15 protein-coding genes are annotated in these 17,909 nt (G+C 64.4%); 11 read left to right on the top strand and 4 right to left on the bottom strand.

All coding sequences use genetic code 11. The features are described 5' to 3' along the window. Nucleotides 1-42: 42 nt before the first annotated feature. Both odhB and lpdA read left to right on the top strand, forming a co-directional pair. Nucleotides 43-1,260 carry a 2-oxoglutarate dehydrogenase complex dihydrolipoyllysine-residue succinyltransferase gene (odhB, locus tag HB375_RS01285; RefSeq protein ID WP_167671142.1) on the top strand — a complete coding sequence of 406 codons (1,218 nt, stop codon included), beginning with the start codon at nt 43-45 and terminating at the stop codon, nt 1,258-1,260. Between the two features lie 118 nt (nt 1,261-1,378). Then, a complete protein-coding gene (lpdA, locus tag HB375_RS01280; RefSeq protein WP_167671141.1) occupies nt 1,379-2,779 on the top strand; it encodes a dihydrolipoyl dehydrogenase in 1,401 nt (466 codons plus the stop codon). Between the two features lie 90 nt (nt 2,780-2,869). Here lpdA and HB375_RS01275 read toward each other — a convergent pair whose 3' ends face one another. Beyond that, nucleotides 2,870-3,844 carry a tyrosine recombinase XerC gene (locus HB375_RS01275; protein WP_167671140.1) on the bottom strand — a complete coding sequence of 325 codons (975 nt, stop codon included), beginning with the start codon at nt 3,842-3,844 and terminating at the stop codon, nt 2,870-2,872. Between the two features lie 82 nt (nt 3,845-3,926). Here HB375_RS01275 and HB375_RS01270 point away from each other — a divergent pair, with 82 nt between their 5' ends. The 8 genes from HB375_RS01270 (at nt 3,927) to HB375_RS01235 (ending at nt 12,571) form a co-directional block, all read left to right on the top strand. Further along, entirely contained in the window at nt 3,927-4,547 is a 621-nt protein-coding gene (locus HB375_RS01270; RefSeq protein WP_167671139.1) for a class I SAM-dependent methyltransferase, read from the top strand. 45 nt (nt 4,548-4,592) lie between these two features. After that, nucleotides 4,593-6,755, top strand: coding sequence for a primosomal protein N' (locus HB375_RS01265; RefSeq protein WP_167671138.1), 2,163 nt, complete (start codon nt 4,593-4,595; stop codon nt 6,753-6,755). 26 nt (nt 6,756-6,781) lie between these two features. Further along, nucleotides 6,782-7,357 (top strand): histidine phosphatase family protein, encoded by a 576-nt coding sequence (locus HB375_RS01260; RefSeq protein ID WP_167671137.1) that lies wholly within the window; start codon nt 6,782-6,784, stop codon nt 7,355-7,357. A 220-nt stretch (nt 7,358-7,577) separates the two neighbouring features. Further along, a complete protein-coding gene (locus HB375_RS01255; RefSeq protein WP_167671136.1) occupies nt 7,578-8,150 on the top strand; it encodes a F0F1 ATP synthase subunit delta in 573 nt (190 codons plus the stop codon). Then, nucleotides 8,150-9,679, top strand: a complete 1,530-nt coding sequence (atpA, locus tag HB375_RS01250; protein ID WP_167671135.1) for a F0F1 ATP synthase subunit alpha — start codon at nt 8,150-8,152, stop codon at nt 9,677-9,679. The genes HB375_RS01255 and atpA overlap by 1 nt, the downstream gene beginning before the upstream one ends. A gap of 37 nt (nt 9,680-9,716) precedes the next feature. Beyond that, complete coding sequence (locus tag HB375_RS01245; protein WP_167671134.1) at nt 9,717-10,589, top strand: F0F1 ATP synthase subunit gamma; 873 nt, start codon at nt 9,717-9,719, stop codon at nt 10,587-10,589. 22 nt (nt 10,590-10,611) lie between these two features. Next, entirely contained in the window at nt 10,612-12,063 is a 1,452-nt protein-coding gene (gene atpD, locus HB375_RS01240) for a F0F1 ATP synthase subunit beta (protein ID WP_167671133.1), read from the top strand. 106 nt (nt 12,064-12,169) lie between these two features. Next, nucleotides 12,170-12,571, top strand: a complete 402-nt coding sequence (locus tag HB375_RS01235; RefSeq protein WP_167671132.1) for a F0F1 ATP synthase subunit epsilon — start codon at nt 12,170-12,172, stop codon at nt 12,569-12,571. 169 nt (nt 12,572-12,740) lie between these two features. On the opposite strand, the gene HB375_RS01230 is transcribed toward HB375_RS01235, so the two are convergent. Further along, complete coding sequence (locus HB375_RS01230) at nt 12,741-13,145, bottom strand: ACT domain-containing protein (protein WP_167671131.1); 405 nt, start codon at nt 13,143-13,145, stop codon at nt 12,741-12,743. 1 nt (nt 13,146) lies between these two features. Continuing rightward, on the bottom strand, nt 13,147-16,245 hold the full coding sequence (gene putA / locus HB375_RS01225) for a bifunctional proline dehydrogenase/L-glutamate gamma-semialdehyde dehydrogenase PutA (RefSeq protein WP_167671130.1): 3,099 nt from the start codon (nt 16,243-16,245) through the stop codon (nt 13,147-13,149). Between the two features lie 110 nt (nt 16,246-16,355). Between putA and HB375_RS01220 the strand changes: the two genes are divergently transcribed. Next, entirely contained in the window at nt 16,356-16,817 is a 462-nt protein-coding gene (locus HB375_RS01220) for an Lrp/AsnC ligand binding domain-containing protein (protein WP_167671129.1), read from the top strand. 45 nt (nt 16,818-16,862) lie between these two features. Here HB375_RS01220 and HB375_RS01215 read toward each other — a convergent pair whose 3' ends face one another. After that, the gene (locus tag HB375_RS01215) at nt 16,863-17,858 is read right to left on the bottom strand and encodes a TerC family protein (protein ID WP_167671128.1); all 996 of its coding nucleotides are present in this window, start codon (nt 17,856-17,858) and stop codon (nt 16,863-16,865) included. Nucleotides 17,859-17,909: the final 51 nt, after the last annotated feature.

Genomic DNA, 17,909 nt, shown 5'->3' with positions numbered 1-17,909 from the left:
CCTTATCCTTGGGCCGCACGGCTCTAAAACCACAAGACGAACATGGCGACCGAAATCCGCGTACCCACCCTTGGCGAATCCGTTTCAGAGGCCACCATCGGCCGCTGGTTCAAGAAGCCCGGCGATCCCGTGAAGGCCGACGAGCCCGTGCTCGAGCTTGAGACGGACAAGGTGACCCTCGAGGTCAATGCTCCGGTCAGCGGCACACTCGGTGATATCATCGCCAAGGACGGCGAGACCGTGACCCCCGGCGCCGTGCTCGGTTCCGTGGTCGAAGGCGGCGCAGCGGCTGCTGCTCCCGCGCCCAAGGCTGAAGCTCCGAAGGCTGCGCCCGCTGCTCCGGCTCCGGCCGCCGCTCCGGCTGCCGCCAAGGAGCCCGGCCCTGCCGTCACGCGCCTTGCTGCCGAAAGCGGTGTTTCGCCCGCCGGCGTCGCCGGCACCGGCAAGGATGGCCGCGTGACCAAGGGCGACATGCTCGCGGTCATCGCAGGCGGCGGCGCTGCCGCTCCCGCGCCTGCCGCTCCGGTTCAGCCGCGGGCTCCCTCCGCGCCGGCCGATGCATCGCGCGAAGAGCGCGTGAAGATGACGAAGCTGCGCCAGACCATCGCGCGCCGCCTCAAGGATGCACAGAACACCGCCGCCATGCTCACCACGTTCAACGACGTGGACATGAGCGCGGTGATGAATCTGCGTGCGCAATACAAGGATGTGTTCGAGAAGAAGCACGGCACGAAGCTCGGCTTCATGGGCTTCTTCACCAAGGCAGTGATTCAGGCGCTCAAGGAAATCCCGGCGGTCAATGCCGAGATCGATGGTCAGGATCTCGTCTACAAGAACTACTACCACATCGGCATTGCGGTGGGCACCGATAAGGGCCTCGTCGTTCCGGTCGTGCGCGATGCGGACCTGCTCTCGGTCGCCGGCATCGAGAAGACCATCGCCGATTTCGGTCGCCGCGCCCGCGACGGCAAGCTCTCCATCGACGAGATGCAGGGCGGCACCTTCACCATCACCAACGGCGGCATCTACGGCTCGCTGCTCTCGACTCCGATCCTCAACGCGCCGCAATCGGGCATTCTCGGCATGCACCGCATCGAGGAGCGTCCTGTGGTCCGCAACGGCCAGGTCGTCGTGCGCCCGATGATGTATCTCGCGCTGTCCTACGATCACCGCATCGTCGACGGCAAGGAAGCCGTGACCTTCCTTGTGCGCGTCAAGGAAGCGCTGGAGGATCCGGCGCGTCTCGTGCTCGACCTGTAAGTTTTTCAACATGACTGTCATGGCCGGGCTTGTCCCGGCCATCTCGATCGGAAGGGCTGAACCTTTCGTATCGCGATCACCGGGACAAGCCCGGTGATGACAGAGTGAGGGTAATTCAATGTCCTACGATCTCATCGTCATCGGTACCGGCCCCGGCGGCTATGTCTGCGCCATCCGCGCGGCCCAACTTGGCTTGAAGACCGCCGTTGTCGAAAAGCGCAAGACCCATGGCGGTACCTGCCTCAACGTGGGCTGCATTCCGTCGAAGGCGCTGCTGCACGCATCGCACGCGTTCGAAGATGCGAGCACGCATTTCGACAAGCTCGGCATCAGCGTTGGTACGCCGAAGATCGATCTGAAGAAGATGATGGCCTTCAAGCAGGAAGGCGTCGACGGCAACACCAAGGGTGTCGAATTCCTGCTCAAGAAGAATAAGGTCGATGTGTTCTTCGGTGCCGGCCGCATCGCCGCTGCCGGTCAGGTCGAAGTGACGGCAGACGACGGTTCGAACCAGATTCTGCAGACCAAGAACATCGTCATCGCCACCGGCTCGGATGTCACGCGCCTTCCCGGCATCGAGATCGACGAGAAGGTTGTGGTGTCGTCCACGGGAGCGCTTGAGTTGGAGAGCGTTCCGAAGCGTCTCGTCGTCATCGGCGCGGGCGTCATCGGTCTCGAACTCGGTTCGGTGTGGCGTCGCCTCGGCTCGGACGTGACGGTGGTCGAATATCTCGACCGCATCCTGCCCGGCATGGACGGTGAAGTTGCGAAGAACTTCCAGCGCATGCTGTCGAAGCAGGGTTTTGCGTTCAAGCTCGGCTCCAAGGTCACGAAGGTCGAGAAGAAGGGCAAGGGCGCTCTTGTCACCATCGAACCCGCTGCCGGCGGTGCTGCGGAAACCATCGAGGCGGATGTCGTGCTCGTCGCCATCGGCCGCGTGCCCTACACGCAGGGCCTCGGCCTCGACGAGATCGGCGTTCAGAAGGATGCGAAGGGCCGCATTCTCACCGACGCGCATTTCTCGACCAACGTCACCGGCATCTACGCCATCGGCGATGTGATCGCCGGACCGATGCTCGCGCACAAGGCTGAGGATGAGGGTGTCGCGGTGGCGGAAATTCTCGCCGGCAAGGCGGGCCACGTGAACTATGACGTGATTCCGGGCGTCGTTTACACCGCGCCGGAAGTTGCCTCCGTCGGCAAGACGGAAGAGGAGCTGAAAGCTGCGGGCATCGCCTACAATGTCGGCAAGTTCCCCTTCATGGCCAATGGTCGCGCCAAGTCCATCGGCCTGACCGAGGGCTTTGTGAAGATTCTGGCCGATGCGGCGACCGACAAGGTGCTGGGTGTTCACATTGTCGGCGCGAATGCGGGCGAGCTGATCCACGAAGCGGTGATCGCGATGGAATTCGGCGGCTCGTCGGAAGACATCGCCCGCTCCTGCCACGCACACCCGACGCTGGCTGAGGCGGTGAAGGAAGCCGCGATGGCGGTGGAGAAGCGCTCGATCCATATGTGACCTGCGCCGCTTCGCAACATGTCTGAAATGGCCGGGTTTGCCCGGCCATTTTTCTTTTGTGCGCTGTCTCTCACGAGAGGGGAGGGGCAATCACCGCCGCGCTCTCGGATGGGCTGCATCGAACGCATCCATCAATCGCGTCGCATCGACCTTCGTGTAGAGCTGTGTTGTCGAGAGCGAGGCGTGGCCCAACAGTTCCTGGATGCCGCGCAGGTCGCCGCCGCGCGCCAGAAGATGCGTCGCGAAGGAGTGGCGGAGCGCATGGGGCGTGGCGCTGTCCGGCAGGCCGAGCGCGCCGCGCAGTTCCTCTACCGCGAGCTGGATGATGCGCGGCGAAAGCGGCCCGCCGCGCGCGCCGACGAAGAGCGGGCCTTCCGGCGGGATCGTGTAGGGGCAGAGATGCAGATACTCCTCCACCGCGCGCTGAATCGCCGGAATCACTGGCACGCTGCGCTGCTTCCCGCCCTTGCCCATCACCGTAATCGAATCGGTGCCATGGATCGGCGCGTCGCGACGCTGGAGGCCGAGAGCCTCTGAGATGCGCAGGCCCGCACCGTAGAGCAGCGATAGAACGGCAGCATCGCGCGCCAGAATCCAGGGTTTACGGTTCTCGCCCGCGCGCACCTCCGTATCCGTGACCGCGACGGCGGATGAGGCGGAGAGGGGGCGCGGCAGGTTCTTGTCCACCTTCGGCGTGCGAATCGCCGCAAACGCCGAGGCCGTACCAAAGCCCTCCCGCTCCAGATGCCGCGCGAAGGAACGAAGCGCCGCAAGCTGGCGCATGAGGGAGCGGCTTCCCACCGCCTCCATGCGCCGCGCCGCGAGGAAGGAGCGGATGTCGAGGGGCTTGAGGCTTAAGACCGCTTTCACGGTGGGCGCTTCGCCGAGATGGCCGGTGAGAAAGGTCAGGAACTGCCGCAAGTCCCGCGCGTAAGCCTCGACGGTTTTTGCGGACAGCCGCCGCTCCTTGGCGAGCGAGGTCAGCCACTGCATCGTCTCCCGACGGGTATCCTCCGCGCCGGGCAGGGCGAGATCGAGGGGCGAGGCGGGCTTTGGTGAACTCATGGCGTGGAGTATCGGAGCCCTGCTGTTTCAAAAGCGTGAACTCCACGGAATACTCGGGGGCCATGAAACGAAGGGATGATCGATGACCGATTCGGCCCAAAGCCTTCCGAGCAATGCGGGTTATGCGGAAAACGCTGACTCTTTGGTCGTGCGCTACGAGAGCGTGACGTTCGATAGTGTTTATGGGCCGCTCACCGCCTTCGTGTCGCAGGGCGGGCAGGCCATCGATATCGGCGCGGGGACGGGGCGCGATGCGGCGGCGCTCGCCGCGCGGGGCTTTTCCGTCATCGCCGTCGAGCCGACCGCTGAAATGCGGGCGCATGGCCAGCGCCTCCATCCTGACCCGGCCATCATTTGGTGCGACGATCTGTTGCCGGATCTGTCGCGTGCGCGCGCTCTCGGCATCGAGGCGGATTTCGTCCTGATGACGGCTGTTTGGATGCATCTCACCGAAGAAGAGCGGCAGCGCGCGCTGCCGAACGTGCTGTCTCTTCTCAAGTCGGGTGGCCGCCTGCTCATGAGCATCCGCAAGGGCCCGGTGCCGGCAGGCGCGCGGATGTTCGAGGTGCCGATTGCGCCGTTCGTCGAGGCGGCGAAGACTGCGGGCCTTGAGCTTCTCCAGATGATCCAGTCCGAAGACATGCACAAACGTCCCGGCGTGAGCTGGACGAAGCTCGCTTTTGAAAAGACAAAGCAGGCATAACTCGTCTATCAATCGCCCCCGACCAATCCTCACGCGCGCTTTTTGATGACCTCAAAGATCGCCGATGTCCTCATCCCGCTCGCCCTGGACACGGCCTACAGCTATGCGGTGCCCCAAGACCTCGCCCTGAAGGAGGGCGACGTGGTCCAGGTGCCGCTCGCCAACCGGGAAGTGGTGGGAGTCGTCTGGGGCCAGCGAGACGGGCAGGGCGGCAACCTCAAGAAAATCACCGACCGCATCGAGGTCCCCGGCCTATCGCCCAAGATGCGGAAGTTCCTGGAATGGATCGCGTGGTACACCCTCGCGCCCAAGGGCTCGGTCCTCGCCATGGGCCTCAAGCTGCCGGACGGCGAGCGGGCGGAGGTGGTTCGTGTCGGGGTGCGTCTGGCCGGCCCCCTGCCGAAGCGCATGACGCCCGCGCGCCAGCAGGTCGTCGAGATCGCGCAGGATGGGTTGGTGCGGCTCAAGCGTGAACTGGCGCAGGAGGCAGGCGTCAGCACGGGCGTCATCGATGGGCTGATCGACGAGGGCACCTTCGAGACCGTCGCGCTCCTGCCCGAGCCCGCCGCCGAACCGCCGGATCCCGATTTCGGCCAAGCCGACCTCTCCGATGACCAGCGCGCCGCGGCGGCGGCCCTTGTCGAATCAATGGCCGAACAGCCGGCTCCCGTCACCCTGCTTGAAGGCGTGACCGGCTCCGGCAAGACCGAGGTTTATTTCGAGGCGGTGGCCGAAGCGGTGCGGCAGGGGCGTCAGGCCCTGATCCTCATGCCCGAAATTGCGCTGACGGCGCAGTTCCTCGACCGATTCGCCGCCCGGTTCGGCGTGAAGCCCGCGACCTGGCATTCCGGCGTCTCGGGCCGCAAGCGCGAACGGCTCTATGCGGGCATCGCCTCGGGCGAGGTGAAGGTGGTGGCGGGCGCGCGCTCAGCGCTCTTCCTGCCTTATGCCGATCTCGGCCTGATCGTGATCGATGAGGAGCACGAGACCGCCTACAAGCAGGATGACGGGGTGCATTACCACGCCCGCGACATGGCGGTGGTGCGGGGGCGAATCGAAAATGCGCCGGTGATTCTGGCCTCCGCTACGCCCTCTATCGAGAGCCGGGTCAATGTGGAGCGCGGGCGCTACCGTCATGTGGAGTTGCCGGAGCGCTTCGGCGGGCGGCAGATGCCGCAGATCCGCTCCGTCGACATGCGCCGCGAAAAGGTCGAGCGCGGGCGCTGGCTCTCACCGAGTCTGGTCGGGGCCATGAGGGACACGCTGGAGCGGGGCGAGCAGGCGCTGCTTTTCTTGAACCGGCGCGGCTATGCCCCGCTGACCCTCTGCGGCTCTTGCGGCCACCGTTATGAATGCCCCAATTGCTCGGCCTGGCTGGTGGAACACCGCTTCCGCCGCTCGCTGGTCTGCCACCATTGCGGCCATGTAGAGCGCACGCCCCATGCCTGCATTTCCTGCGGTAGCGTCGATTCGCTCGTCTCCTGCGGCCCAGGGGTGGAGCGAATCGCGGAAGAGGCGGCGGAGCTGTTTCCGGACAAGCGCCGCATCGTGCTTTCCAGCGACTTTCCCGGCGGCACCGAGCGCCTGCGGGCGGAACTCGCCGCCATCGCGGCGGGTGAGTTCGATATCGTCATCGGCACGCAGCTGGTGGCCAAGGGTCACAATTTCCCGCTTCTGACGCTGGTCGGGGTGCTTGACGCCGATATCGGCCTGACCTCGGGCGACCCCCGCGCCGCCGAGCGGACTTTCCAGCTTCTGCAGCAGGTCACGGGCCGCGCCGGGCGTGGCGAAAAGCCCGGCCGGGCGCTGGTGCAGACCTGGCAGCCGGATCATCCTGTGATCGCTGCGCTGGTCTCAGGGAATGCCGAGCGATTCTATCGGGAAGAGACCCGCGTGCGGGAATTGGCGGGCCTGCCGCCTTTCGGACGGCTCGCGGCCCTCATCGTCTCCGCGACCGAGCGCGAGGCGGCGGAGGGGCACGCCCGCGCCATGGCGAAATGCGCCGAGCCGCCCCCCGGCGTCACCGTGCTCGGCCCCGCCGAGGCCCCGCTGGCGCTGATCCGGGGACGCTATCGCTACCGGCTTCTGGTGAAAACCGAGCGCGAGGTCGATCTCCAGGGGTACTTGCGCGGCTGGATTGGCCGCTGCCCGAAGATTCGGGGCAACATCAGGGTTTCCATCGACGTGGACCCGCAAAGCTTTTTGTAATTCAACCGCGAGGACAAGGAATCGGCATGGCCAAGATCGTTCACTGCATCCGGCACGGGCAATCGACCTTCAATGCCCACTATGCGGCCCGGGAGCCGGACGGCGTCTGGAGCGATCCGCTTCATTTCGACGCGACTTTGTCGGAGTTGGGCCACCAGCAGGTGGCGGAAGCGGCGGCGACGGTGCGGGATCATACCTACGATCTGATCGTGACCACGCCGCTCACCCGCGCCATCCAGACGACCCTAGGCCTGTTCAAAGACCATCCCGCCGCGTCCCGAATCCAGGTCGAGAGCCTGCACCGGGAACGGCTGGAGAACAGCTGCGACGTCGGCCGCGCCCCGGCGCTCCTGCGGCGGGATTTCCCGCATCTCGCCTTCGACCACCTGGAAGAGGTGTGGTGGCACAAGGACGGGGAGCCGGATCCCCGCGGTTTCGTAGTCGAGCCGACGGAAACCATGGCCGGCCGGGTCGCGCTGTTCCGGGAATGGCTCGCCGCCCGGCCCGAGCGTCTCATCGCCGTCGTCGGCCACGGTACCTTCTTCCACGGCCTGACCGGGGAACGCCTTCAGAATTGCGGGATCGCAGTGCTGGAGCTGTAAGCCTTTGGGGCGTTTTGGCGCGTCTCCCAAATCTTGGCGAAAACTTGGCGGGGCTCGCCTTGCACATGCGAAATTCCCATGCTAGTCCACCCCCGCCTGACGGGCGGAGAAGGTTCCCGCCTGATGGCTCATTTCCACCGACCTGACGGGGTTCCCGCAAGCCTTGTATCCCGAGGCTTCAGCCGGTTCGAACCTCGTGAGACTTGAGAGAGACGTTGACGTGGCGCAAAGCGGTTCGCAAGAAGGACCCCTCCTGTCGGGTGTAGCCCTCCGTTACGCTTCGGCGCTGTTCGAACTCGCTCAGGAAGCGAAGTCGGTCGACGCCGTCGCCGGCGACCTCGACCGCTTCGGCAAGCTCATCGATGGCAGCGCCGACCTGCAGCGCCTGATCCGCAACCCCGTCTTCACGGCGGAAGAGCAGGCGGCAGCCGTGGGCGCCCTTCTCGACAAGGCCGGCATTTCCGGTCTTGCTGGCAATTTCATTCGCCTGGTCGCTTCCAAGCGCCGTCTCTTCGCGCTGCCGGACATGATCCGCGCCTATGGCGACCTCGTCGCCGACGCGAAGGGCATCGTGAAGGCCCAGGTGGTTCTGGCGGAGGCTCCTTCCGACCAGGTCATGACCGAAATCAAGGCGACTTTGCGCGAGGTCGCCAAGGCTGACGTCGCACTCGACGTCAAGATCGACCCGAGCCTCATCGGCGGTCTCATCGTGAAGATGGGCTCCCGCATGGTGGACGCTTCGGTGCGCACCAAACTCAATTCCATTCGTCTAGCGATGAAAGAGGTCCGCTGATGGACATTCGAGCCGCTGAGATCTCCGCGATCCTCAAAGAGCAGATCAAGAACTTCGGCACCGAGGCTGAAGTCACCGAAGTCGGTCAGGTCCTGTCCGTCGGTGACGGTATTGCCCGTTGCTATGGCCTCGACAATGTCCAGGCCGGTGAGATGGTCGAGTTCGAGAGCGGCGTGCGCGGCATGGCCCTCAACCTCGAAACCGACAACGTCGGCGTCGTGATCTTCGGTTCCGACCGTGAGATCGCCGAAGGCCAGACCGTGAAGCGCACGGGCGCCATCGTGGACGTGCCGGTCGGCAAGGGCCTGCTCGGCCGCGTCGTCGACGCGCTTGGCAATCCGATCGACGGCAAGGGTCCGATCCAGGCTACCGAGCGTCGCCGCGTCGACGTGAAGGCCCCGGGCATCATTCCGCGCAAGTCGGTGCATGAGCCGATGGCGACGGGCCTCAAGTCCATCGACGCCCTCATCCCGGTCGGCCGCGGCCAGCGCGAGCTGATCATCGGTGACCGCCAGACCGGCAAGACCGCGATTGCGCTCGACACCATCCTGAACCAGAAGCCGCTGAACCAGGGCAACGACGAGAGCCAGAAGCTCTACTGCGTCTACGTCGCCATCGGTCAGAAGCGCTCGACGGTCGCCCAGTTCGTGAAGGTTCTCGAAGAGAACGGCGCGCTGGAATACTCGATCATCGTCGCGGCGACCGCGTCCGATGCGGCCCCGATGCAGTTCCTGGCGCCGTTCGCCGGCTGCGCCATGGGCGAGTTCTTCCGTGACAACGGCATGCACGCCGTGATCACCTATGACGACCTGTCCAAGCAGGCCGTCGCGTACCGCCAGATGTCGCTGCTGCTCCGCCGTCCGCCGGGCCGCGAGGCTTATCCGGGCGACGTGTTCTATCTCCATTCGCGTCTGCTCGAGCGCGCCGCGAAGCTCAATGACAGCCAAGGCGCGGGCTCGCTCACCGCTCTGCCGGTCATCGAGACGCAGGCCAACGACGTGTCGGCCTACATCCCGACCAACGTGATCTCGATCACCGACGGCCAGATCTTCCTTGAGACGGACCTGTTCTACCAGGGCATTCGCCCGGCGGTGAACGTCGGTCTCTCGGTGTCGCGCGTGGGCTCCTCGGCCCAGACGAAGGCGATGAAGAAGGTCGCGGGCAAGATCAAGGGTGAGCTGGCGCAGTACCGCGAAATGGCGGCCTTCGCGCAGTTCGGCTCGGACCTCGACGCCACGACGCAGCGCCTGCTCAACCGCGGCTCACGCCTGACCGAACTCCTGAAGCAGCCGCAGTTCTCGCCGCTGAAGATGGAAGAGCAGGTTGCGGTGATCTACGCCGGCGTGAACGGCTATCTCGATGCGCTGCCGCTGAACCGCGTGCGCGCTTTCGAGGACGGCCTGCTCAGCCTGCTGCGGTCGAAGCACGCCGATCTCCTCGAGGCGATCCGTTCCTCGAAGGATCTGTCGAGCGACTCGGAAGCGAAGCTCAAGGACGCCGTCCAGTCCTTCGCCAAGTCTTTCTCGTAAGATCCAGCCGGAATTCCGGAGAGGGTAGGGCCGCTCGATGCCGAGCTTAAAAGACCTTCGCAACCGCATCGCCTCGGTCAAGGCGACGCAGAAGATCACAAAGGCCATGCAGATGGTGGCCGCCGCGAAACTGCGCCGCGCGCAGACCGCGGCGGAAGCCGCGCGTCCTTATGCGGAACGCATGTCCGCCGTGCTCGGCAATCTCGCATCCGGCATCACCGTCGGGCCGGATACGCCGCGTCTTCTCGCCGGCACGGGCTCCGACAAGGTTCAGCTGCTGGTCGTCTGCACCGCCGAGCGTGGCCTTTGCGGTGCTTTCAACTCCTCGATCGCGCGTCTTGCGCGCGATCACGCCAACCGGCTCCTGGCCGAGGGTAAGACGGTCAAGATCATCTGCGTCGGCAAGAAGGGCTACGACATCCTGCGCCGCCAGTTCGCCGAGCAGATCATCGAGTTCGTCGATCTTCGCGCGGCGCGCCAGATCGGCTTCGAACATGGCGACATGATTGCCCAGAAGGTGCTCGCGCTGTTCGAGCAGGGCGCATTCGACGTGGCGACGCTGTTCTACTCGCGCTTCCAGTCGGTGATCTCGCAGATCCCGACGGCGCAGCAGATCGTGCCTGCGCAGATCGAATCGGCCGGCGCGGCCTCGCAGGCGGTCTATGAATACGAGCCCGACGAGGGCGAGATTCTTACGACGCTTCTCCCGCGCAACCTGACCGTTCAGGTTTTCCGCGCGCTTCTGGAGAACGCCGCATCCGAACAGGGCGCGCGCATGAGCGCCATGGACAGTGCGACCCGCAATGCGGGTGAAATGATCAAGAAGCAGACGATGACCTACAACCGGTCGCGTCAGGCGATGATCACCAAGGAATTGATCGAAATCATCTCGGGCGCGGAAGCGCTCTGACGATATCCGAGAGGAACCCAACATGGCCAAGACAGCCAACACCGCCGGCAAGACCGGTCGCATCACGCAGGTCATCGGCGCCGTCGTCGACGTGCAGTTCGAGGGACACCTCCCGGAGATCCTGAACGCACTCGAGACGACCAACCAGGGCAACCGCCTGGTGCTCGAAGTGGCGCAGCAGCTCGGTGAGAACACCGTGCGCTGCATCGCGATGGACACCTCGGAAGGTCTGGTTCGCGGTCAGTCCGTGTCCGACACCGGGTCGCCGATCTCGGTGCCCGTTGGTGCCGCCACGCTCGGCCGCATCATGAACGTCATCGGCGAGCCGGTCGACGAAGCCGGCCCCATCGTCGGCGAGACCACCCGCGCCATTCACCAGCCGGCTCCGTCCTACGCCGAGCAGGCCACCGAGGCGCAGATCCTCGTCACTGGCATCAAGGTCGTGGACCTTCTCGCGCCTTACGCCAAGGGCGGTAAGATCGGCCTCTTCGGCGGCGCGGGCGTCGGCAAGACCGTGCTCATCATGGAGCTCATCAACAACGTCGCGAAGGCGCACGGCGGTTACTCCGTGTTCGCCGGCGTCGGCGAGCGTACCCGCGAGGGCAACGACCTCTATCACGAAATGATCGAGTCGAAGGTGAACGTGGATCCGCGCGAGGCAGGCTCTGCCGCCGGTTCCAAGTGCGCTCTCGTCTACGGTCAGATGAACGAGCCTCCGGGCGCCCGCGCCCGCGTCGCGCTCACCGGTCTGACGGTCGCCGAAAACTTCCGCGACCAGGGCCAGGACGTGCTGTTCTTCGTCGACAACATCTTCCGCTTCACGCAGGCAGGTTCGGAAGTGTCGGCGCTTCTCGGCCGTATTCCTTCGGCGGTGGGCTATCAGCCGACGCTCGCGACCGACATGGGCGCGCTGCAGGAGCGCATCACCACCACCACCAAGGGCTCGATCACCTCGGTGCAGGCCATTTACGTGCCGGCCGACGACCTGACCGACCCGGCTCCGGCCACCTCCTTCGCCCACCTCGACGCCACGACCGTGTTGTCGCGTTCGATCGCGGAAAAGGGCATCTACCCGGCGGTGGACCCGCTCGACTCGACCTCGCGCATGCTCTCGGCCGCCGTCCTCGGCGAGGAGCACTACAACACCGCCCGTCAGGTCCAGCAGGTGCTGCAGCGCTACAAGGCGCTCCAGGACATCATCGCGATCCTGGGCATGGACGAGCTCTCGGAAGAGGACAAGCTCACCGTCGCTCGCGCCCGCAAGATCGAGCGCTTCCTTTCGCAGCCGTTCCACGTGGCGGAAGTCTTCACCGGTTCGCCCGGCAAGCTCGTCGCGCTTGAAGACACCATCAAGGGCTTCAAGGGTCTGGTCGAAGGCAAGTACGACCACCTTCCCGAAGCGGCCTTCTACATGGTCGGCACCATCGAGGAAGCGGTCGAGAAGGCCCAGCGCCTCGCGGCTGAAGCGGCGTAATTCAAAAGTGCTTTTCCGGGCCGCGGGTCGCCGCGGTCCGGCATCGTGCGCCTCCCCAAACGTCCCGCGTCGTCGTTCCCGGCGGATAGGGTGACGAGGAGCTCAAATGGCTACCTTCAATTTCGAACTCGTCTCGCCCGAGCGCGTACTGTTCTCAGGGCAAGTCGATGCGGTGGTTCTGCCCGCAGCCGATGGTGATGTGACGGTTCTTTCAGGGCACGCGCCGCTGATGGCGACCCTGAAGACCGGGTTTTTGGTCATCACGGACAAGCCCGGCAACGGCAAGCGCGTCCTGGTTCGCGGCGGTTTCGCCGATATCGGCCAGAACAGCCTGACCGTACTGGCCCAGCGCGCCCTTCCGGCCGAGGAACTGACCCAGGAAATCCTGGACAAGGAAATCCTCCAGGCTGAAATGGCCTACGACGCCACCAACGACCTCGCCGCGAAACACGCGGCCGAATCAGCGATCGCGCAATTGCGCGAAGCCAAGGCGGCGCTGAACTACTGAGTTTGAAAAAACCCGGCTTCGAGCCGGGTTTTTTGTTTTGGGCCTGAATCTCGAACGGATCTCCCGCACCCCGTTGTCATGGCCGGGCCTGTCTCGGCCATCTCGATGAGAAAAGTGCTCCACGGATCGGGATCACCGGGGCAAGCCCGTGATGACAAGGGCGGATCGGTTAAGGGCGCGCCTGCGCCGACAACGCCCGCAGAATCACCATCGCCTCCTCAGCCCGATCATCCGCAATGAACAGGTGATCGTGAAAGAAGGCGGAGACAGGGTTCACGCCAATCCCCGCCTTCGCCAGTGCGGCCGTCACGGCCGCCAGAAAGCCGACGGCTTCCAGAGACGAGTGAATCGACAGCGTGATGCAGCGGCAGGGATAGATCACCTTGAGGCCGTGCGCCTCGGCGAGGGCCTGCGGAACGATCAGTGTCACGCCCTCATCCTCGCGAAAGAGCATGAGGGCGGATGCGACAAGCTCCAGCGACGGAGCATCGAGAGTGGCGAAAACATAAGTGCCGGGCGTGAGGACAGGCGTCATCGAGGCGATGAGCCTTTGAAGATCCGTCTCGCCCGTCACCTTATTCTCCCATCGCGATCAGGTTGGCGTTTCCGCCCGCCGCCGCCGTGTTGATCGTCACGGTCTGCTCGGTGGCGAACCGCAGCAGATAGTGCGGTCCGCCAGCCTTCGGTCCCGTGCCCGACAGGCCATGTCCGCCGAAGGGCTGCACACCGACCACGGCGCCGATCATGTTGCGGTTCACATAAACATTGCCGACCGCCAGACGATCCACGATGTGGTTCACAGTGGCGTCGATGCGCGAGTGCACGCCAAGCGTCAAGCCATAGCCCGTCGCATCGATGGCCTCCAGCACGTCATCGAGCTGGCCGGACTTGTAGCGCACCACGTGCAGAATGGGGCCGAACACCTCTTCCTTGAGCGCCTTCGGGCTCTCGAGCTCGAAGATGTGCGGCGCGACATAGGTGCCGGTCGCGGGCGCATCGCCCGCATAGTGCACCTTCGCACCGGACTTCATGGTGCGCACATGTGCGTCGAGCCTGTCCTTCGCTTCCCCGTCGATCACCGGGCCCACGTGAGTCGAAATCTCGCGCGGGTCGCCGAGCTTCAATTCGCGCGCATTTCCGGAAATCATCTCGATCATGCGGTCGGCCACATCGTCCTGCACGCAGAGCAGGCGAAGCGCCGAGCAGCGCTGACCGGCCGAACGGAACGCGGAGGTCACGACATCGTCGGCTACCTGCTCGGGCAAGGCGGTCGCATCCACGATCATCGCATTGATGCCGCCGGTTTCCGCGATCAGCGGAACGATGGGGCCGTTCTTTGCCGCAAGCGTGCGGTTGATGATGCGTGCGACCTCCGTCGAGCCGGTGAAGACGACGCCCGCCACGTGCTTGTTCTCGACAAGTTGCGCGCCGATGCGTCCGTCGCCGGGCACGAAGTGCAGCGCGGATGTGGGCACGCCAGCCTCGTGCAGAAGGCGCACGGCGAGCGCTGCAATCAGCGGCGTCTGCTCGGCAGGTTTTGCCACGACGGCATTGCCGGCCATCAGCGCGGCCGACACTTGACCGAGGAAGATCGCGAGCGGGAAATTCCAGGGCGAGATCGCGACGAACACACCGCGTCCGCGCATGCGCAGCGCATTGCTCTCGCCGGTGGGGCCCGGCATCGGCTCATCCGCACCGAAGAGCTTTTGTCCTTGCGCGGCGTAGTAGCGGCAGAAATCGACCGCCTCGCGCACTTCGGACATCGCATCGTCGAGCGTCTTGCCTGCTTCGATCTGCAAAAGATGCAGGAACGCGCCGCGCTCTGCTTCGAGCAGATCCGCCGCGCGCTCCAAAGCGGCTGCGCGCGTCTTGGCGTCCGTGTCACTCCACGGGGCAAAGCCCGCGCGGGCGGCGGCGATGGCACGGTCGGCGACATCGGCGGACGCTTCTAAAACCTCACCGGCAACTGTCGCTCCGTCGATGGGGCTGATGACGGGGCGGGCCTCTCCCGGTGCGGACTTTCCGTCGATCAACGGTTCGGCCTTGTAGGATTGGCGCGCGCCTTGCGTTATTTCGCCGAGAAGCGCTTCGAGCGCGTCGCGGTTGCCGAACTCCACGCCGTCGGAATTCGCGCGTTCCTTGCCGAAAAGATCGCGGGGCAGGGGCAACTTGGGGTGTCGTGCGTGATCGGGCGACATGATGATATCGGCGGGCCTTTTCAAAAGTGTTTCGACCGGAACGTCAGGATCGGCGGCGACGGAGACGAAGGAGGAGTTCGCGCCGTTCTCCAACAGCCGCCGCACGAGATAGGCCAACAGATCGCGATGGCCGCCGACCGGCGCATAGGCGCGGCAGGCGAGCGTCGGTTCATCTTCGAGCAGGCGCGCATAGAGCGCTTCGCCCATGCCGTGCAGGCGCTGGAATTCGTAACCCTCCGTGCCGCCCGCGCGCTCGATGATCGAGGCGACGGTGAGCGCGTTGTGGGTGGCGAACTGCGGATAGATGCGCGGGCGAAGCGCCAGAAGTTTTTCGGCGCAAGCGACGTAATTCAGGTCCGTCATCGCCTTGCGGGTGAAGACCGGATAATCGTCAAGCCCGCGCTCCTGCGCACGCTTCACTTCCGTGTCCCAGTAAGCGCCCTTCACGAGGCGCACCATCATGCGCTGATCATGGCGCTCGGCCATGGCGGCAATCGCATCGATTACCGCGCCGGCGCGTTTCTGATAGCCCTGAATGGCGAGGCCGAAACCGCTCCAACCCGCCAGAGACGGGTCGGCAAGCACGGCGTCGATCACCTCCAGCGACAGTTCGAGGCGATCTGCCTCTTCTGCGTCGATGGTGAAGTTGAGGTCGTAGCCTTTAGCTTTTTGCGCCAGTTCGATCACGGCCGGAACCAGTTCGCGCATCACGCGCTCGCGGCTCGTCGCCTCGTAACGCGGGTGAAGGGCGGAAAGCTTCACCGAGATACCGGGGCGGTTCGGCAGAGGCTCGTTGCCCGCCGATTGGCCGATGGCGTCGATGGCCGACGCGTAAGAATCGAAATAGCGGCGCGCATCGTCCGCCGTGCGGGCTCCTTCGCCCAACATGTCGAAGGAATAACGATAGAGCCGGCCCTTGCTGGAGCTTGCGCGCTTCAATGCTTCTTCAATGGTCTGGCCGAGCACGAAGTGGTCGCCCATCACGCGCATGGCCTGACGCGTCGCCGTGCGCACGACCGGCAGGCCGAGGCGCTTGGTGAGTTGGCGCAAAATGCCTTCCGGCGTTTCGCCCGGCTGAATGATACGCGCGGTGATGCCGAGCGCCCAGGCGGAGGCCGACACGAGGAAGGCGTCGGATTTCGGCTCGTGTCCTGCAAAGTCGGCCTGGCCGAGCTTGTCCTCGATCAGCCGGTCGGCGGTGGCGGCATCCGGCACGCGCAGCAAGGCTTCGGCCAGAACCATGAGGGCGAGGCCCTCCTTGGTGGAGAGTGCGTATTCCCGCAGCATCTCCTCGACACCGCCAAGGCCGCCACCCTTCTCGCGGATCGCCTCGATCAGTCGCCGCGCCCGCTTATCGACCTGCCGCTCCCGTTCCGGTGAAAGCCGAGATTGTTCGAGAAGGCGCGCGGCGATGATGGCGTCGTCTTCCGCATAGGGCGGGTTGAAGGGCAGGGGAGCGGTTGCAGTTTGGGCCATGAATTCCTCCGGTGTTTTGGGGAATATAAGAGGCGCATTACCGTGTTTCGATGGCAATCTTTCCCGTTGCACCTTATAAACGAGGGTCAAAGAGCCAATGAGCCGGGATAATGACGGAAATTGACCGGATTGATCGTAAGATCCTAAAGTTCCTCCAGAACGATGGCCGCATCGCCACCGTGGACCTGGCCGAAAAAGTCGGCCTGTCGCCGACCTCGACCGGCGAGCGCGTCAAGCGTCTGCAGCGGGAGGGGTATATCGCGGGCTTCGGCGCCCGGCTCGATCCGCACCGGCTCGGGCTGGAGCTTTTGGTCTTTGTGGAGGTCTCCCTCGACAAGACCACGCCCGACGTCTTCGAAAAATTCGCGGAAGCTGTGCGGCGCGCGCCGGAGGTGTTGGAGTGCCACATGGTGGCAGGCGGGTTTGACTACCTCGTCAAAACCCGCGTCGCCGACATGGCCGCCTATCGCCGTTTCCTAGGCGAAATCCTCCTCGCCTTGCCGGGCGTGAAGGAAACCCGCACCTACGCGGTGATGGAGGAGGTGAAGAGCGACGGCTTGCTGCCGGTTTAACCCATCAGAGCGTCATGGCCGGATGTGATCCGGCCATCCACGTCTTTATCCGGTCACCCGCTTCGTTTCAGGCTCCTCGCCCTTCGTCTTCCACAGGCTCCACAGCACGCCTGCTGCGAGGATGCCGAAGGTGACGCTAAGCGAGATGACGGCGGGGATCTTCGCCAGGCCAAAGGCATCGGCGACGAAGATTTTGGCGCCAATGAAGATCAGCACCACCGCGAGCGCGTATTTGAGATAGTCGAAGCGGTGCACCATCGCCGCGAGCGCGAAGTAGAGCGCGCGCAGGCCCAAAATCGCGAAAATGTTTGACGTGTAGACGATGAACGGATCGGTCGTGATGGCGAAGATCGCCGGCACGGAGTCGACCGCAAAGATCACGTCCGCGATCTCGATGAGCACGAGCGCCAGAAGCAGGGGCGTCATGAACCAGGCAGGCTTGCCGCTCGTCGCATGCGGCAGCTTGGTGAAGAAGCTGTGGCCGTGCATCTGGTCCGTCATGTTGAAGTGGCGGCGCATGAAACGCAGCACCGGGTTCTGCGCGATGTCGTGCGTCTTATCCGCGAAGACGAGCATCTTGACGCCCGTCGCGATCAGGAAGAGCGCGAAAACATAAAGAATCCAGGAGAATTGGGCGATGGCCGCCGCGCCGAAACCGATCATCAACGCGCGCAGCACGATGACGCCAAAAATGCCCCAGAACAGCACCCGATGTTGATAGGCGCGCGGCACGGCGAAGAAGCCGAAGATCATCGCGATGACGAACACGTTGTCCATCGCGAGCGCTTTTTCCAGCGCGAAGCCGGTGAGGTAGTTGATGCCGGCATCGGCACCCAAGCTCCACCAGAGCCAGCCGCCGAAGAGCAGACCGAGCGCGATGTAGAACGCGCTCATGACAAGGCTCTCGCGCACGCCGATTTCATGGTCCTTGCGATTGAGGACGCCGAGATCGAGGGCGAGAAGGGAGATGACGATAAAGATAAAAGCAAGCCACATCCAAAGAGGCTTGCCGAGCCAGCTGAGCAGCAGGACTTCGAGCATTGACCGAACCCGTTGACGTTGAACCTTGTCGGTTCCGACATCGCGAGGCTT

Source organism: Microvirga terricola, assembly GCF_011777495.1.
Lineage (GTDB): Bacteria > Pseudomonadota > Alphaproteobacteria > Rhizobiales > Beijerinckiaceae > Microvirga > Microvirga terricola.
Note: the sequence above shows the minus strand (reverse complement) of the source record. Positions and strands in the feature narration are given on the sequence as shown.

Bases quoted from the DNA above. Each gene is read 5' to 3' on its own strand.
- putA (WP_167671130.1), bottom strand. From the start codon at position 16,245: ATGGCCCAAACTGCAACCGCTCCCCTGCCCTTCAACCCGCCCTATGCG.
- atpA (WP_167671135.1), top strand. From the start codon at position 8,150: ATGGACATTCGAGCCGCTGAGATCTCCGCGATCCTCAAAGAGCAGATC.
- HB375_RS01270 (WP_167671139.1), top strand. From the start codon at position 3,927: ATGACCGATTCGGCCCAAAGCCTTCCGAGCAATGCGGGTTATGCGGAA.
- HB375_RS01265 (WP_167671138.1), top strand. From the start codon at position 4,593: ATGACCTCAAAGATCGCCGATGTCCTCATCCCGCTCGCCCTGGACACG.
- atpD (WP_167671133.1), top strand. From the start codon at position 10,612: ATGGCCAAGACAGCCAACACCGCCGGCAAGACCGGTCGCATCACGCAG.
- lpdA (WP_167671141.1), top strand. From the start codon at position 1,379: ATGTCCTACGATCTCATCGTCATCGGTACCGGCCCCGGCGGCTATGTC.
- odhB (WP_167671142.1), top strand. From the start codon at position 43: ATGGCGACCGAAATCCGCGTACCCACCCTTGGCGAATCCGTTTCAGAG.
- HB375_RS01275 (WP_167671140.1), bottom strand. From the start codon at position 3,844: ATGAGTTCACCAAAGCCCGCCTCGCCCCTCGATCTCGCCCTGCCCGGC.
- HB375_RS01235 (WP_167671132.1), top strand. From the start codon at position 12,170: ATGGCTACCTTCAATTTCGAACTCGTCTCGCCCGAGCGCGTACTGTTC.
- HB375_RS01245 (WP_167671134.1), top strand. From the start codon at position 9,717: ATGCCGAGCTTAAAAGACCTTCGCAACCGCATCGCCTCGGTCAAGGCG.
- HB375_RS01260 (WP_167671137.1), top strand. From the start codon at position 6,782: ATGGCCAAGATCGTTCACTGCATCCGGCACGGGCAATCGACCTTCAAT.
- HB375_RS01220 (WP_167671129.1), top strand. From the start codon at position 16,356: ATGACGGAAATTGACCGGATTGATCGTAAGATCCTAAAGTTCCTCCAG.
- HB375_RS01215 (WP_167671128.1), bottom strand. From the start codon at position 17,858: ATGCTCGAAGTCCTGCTGCTCAGCTGGCTCGGCAAGCCTCTTTGGATG.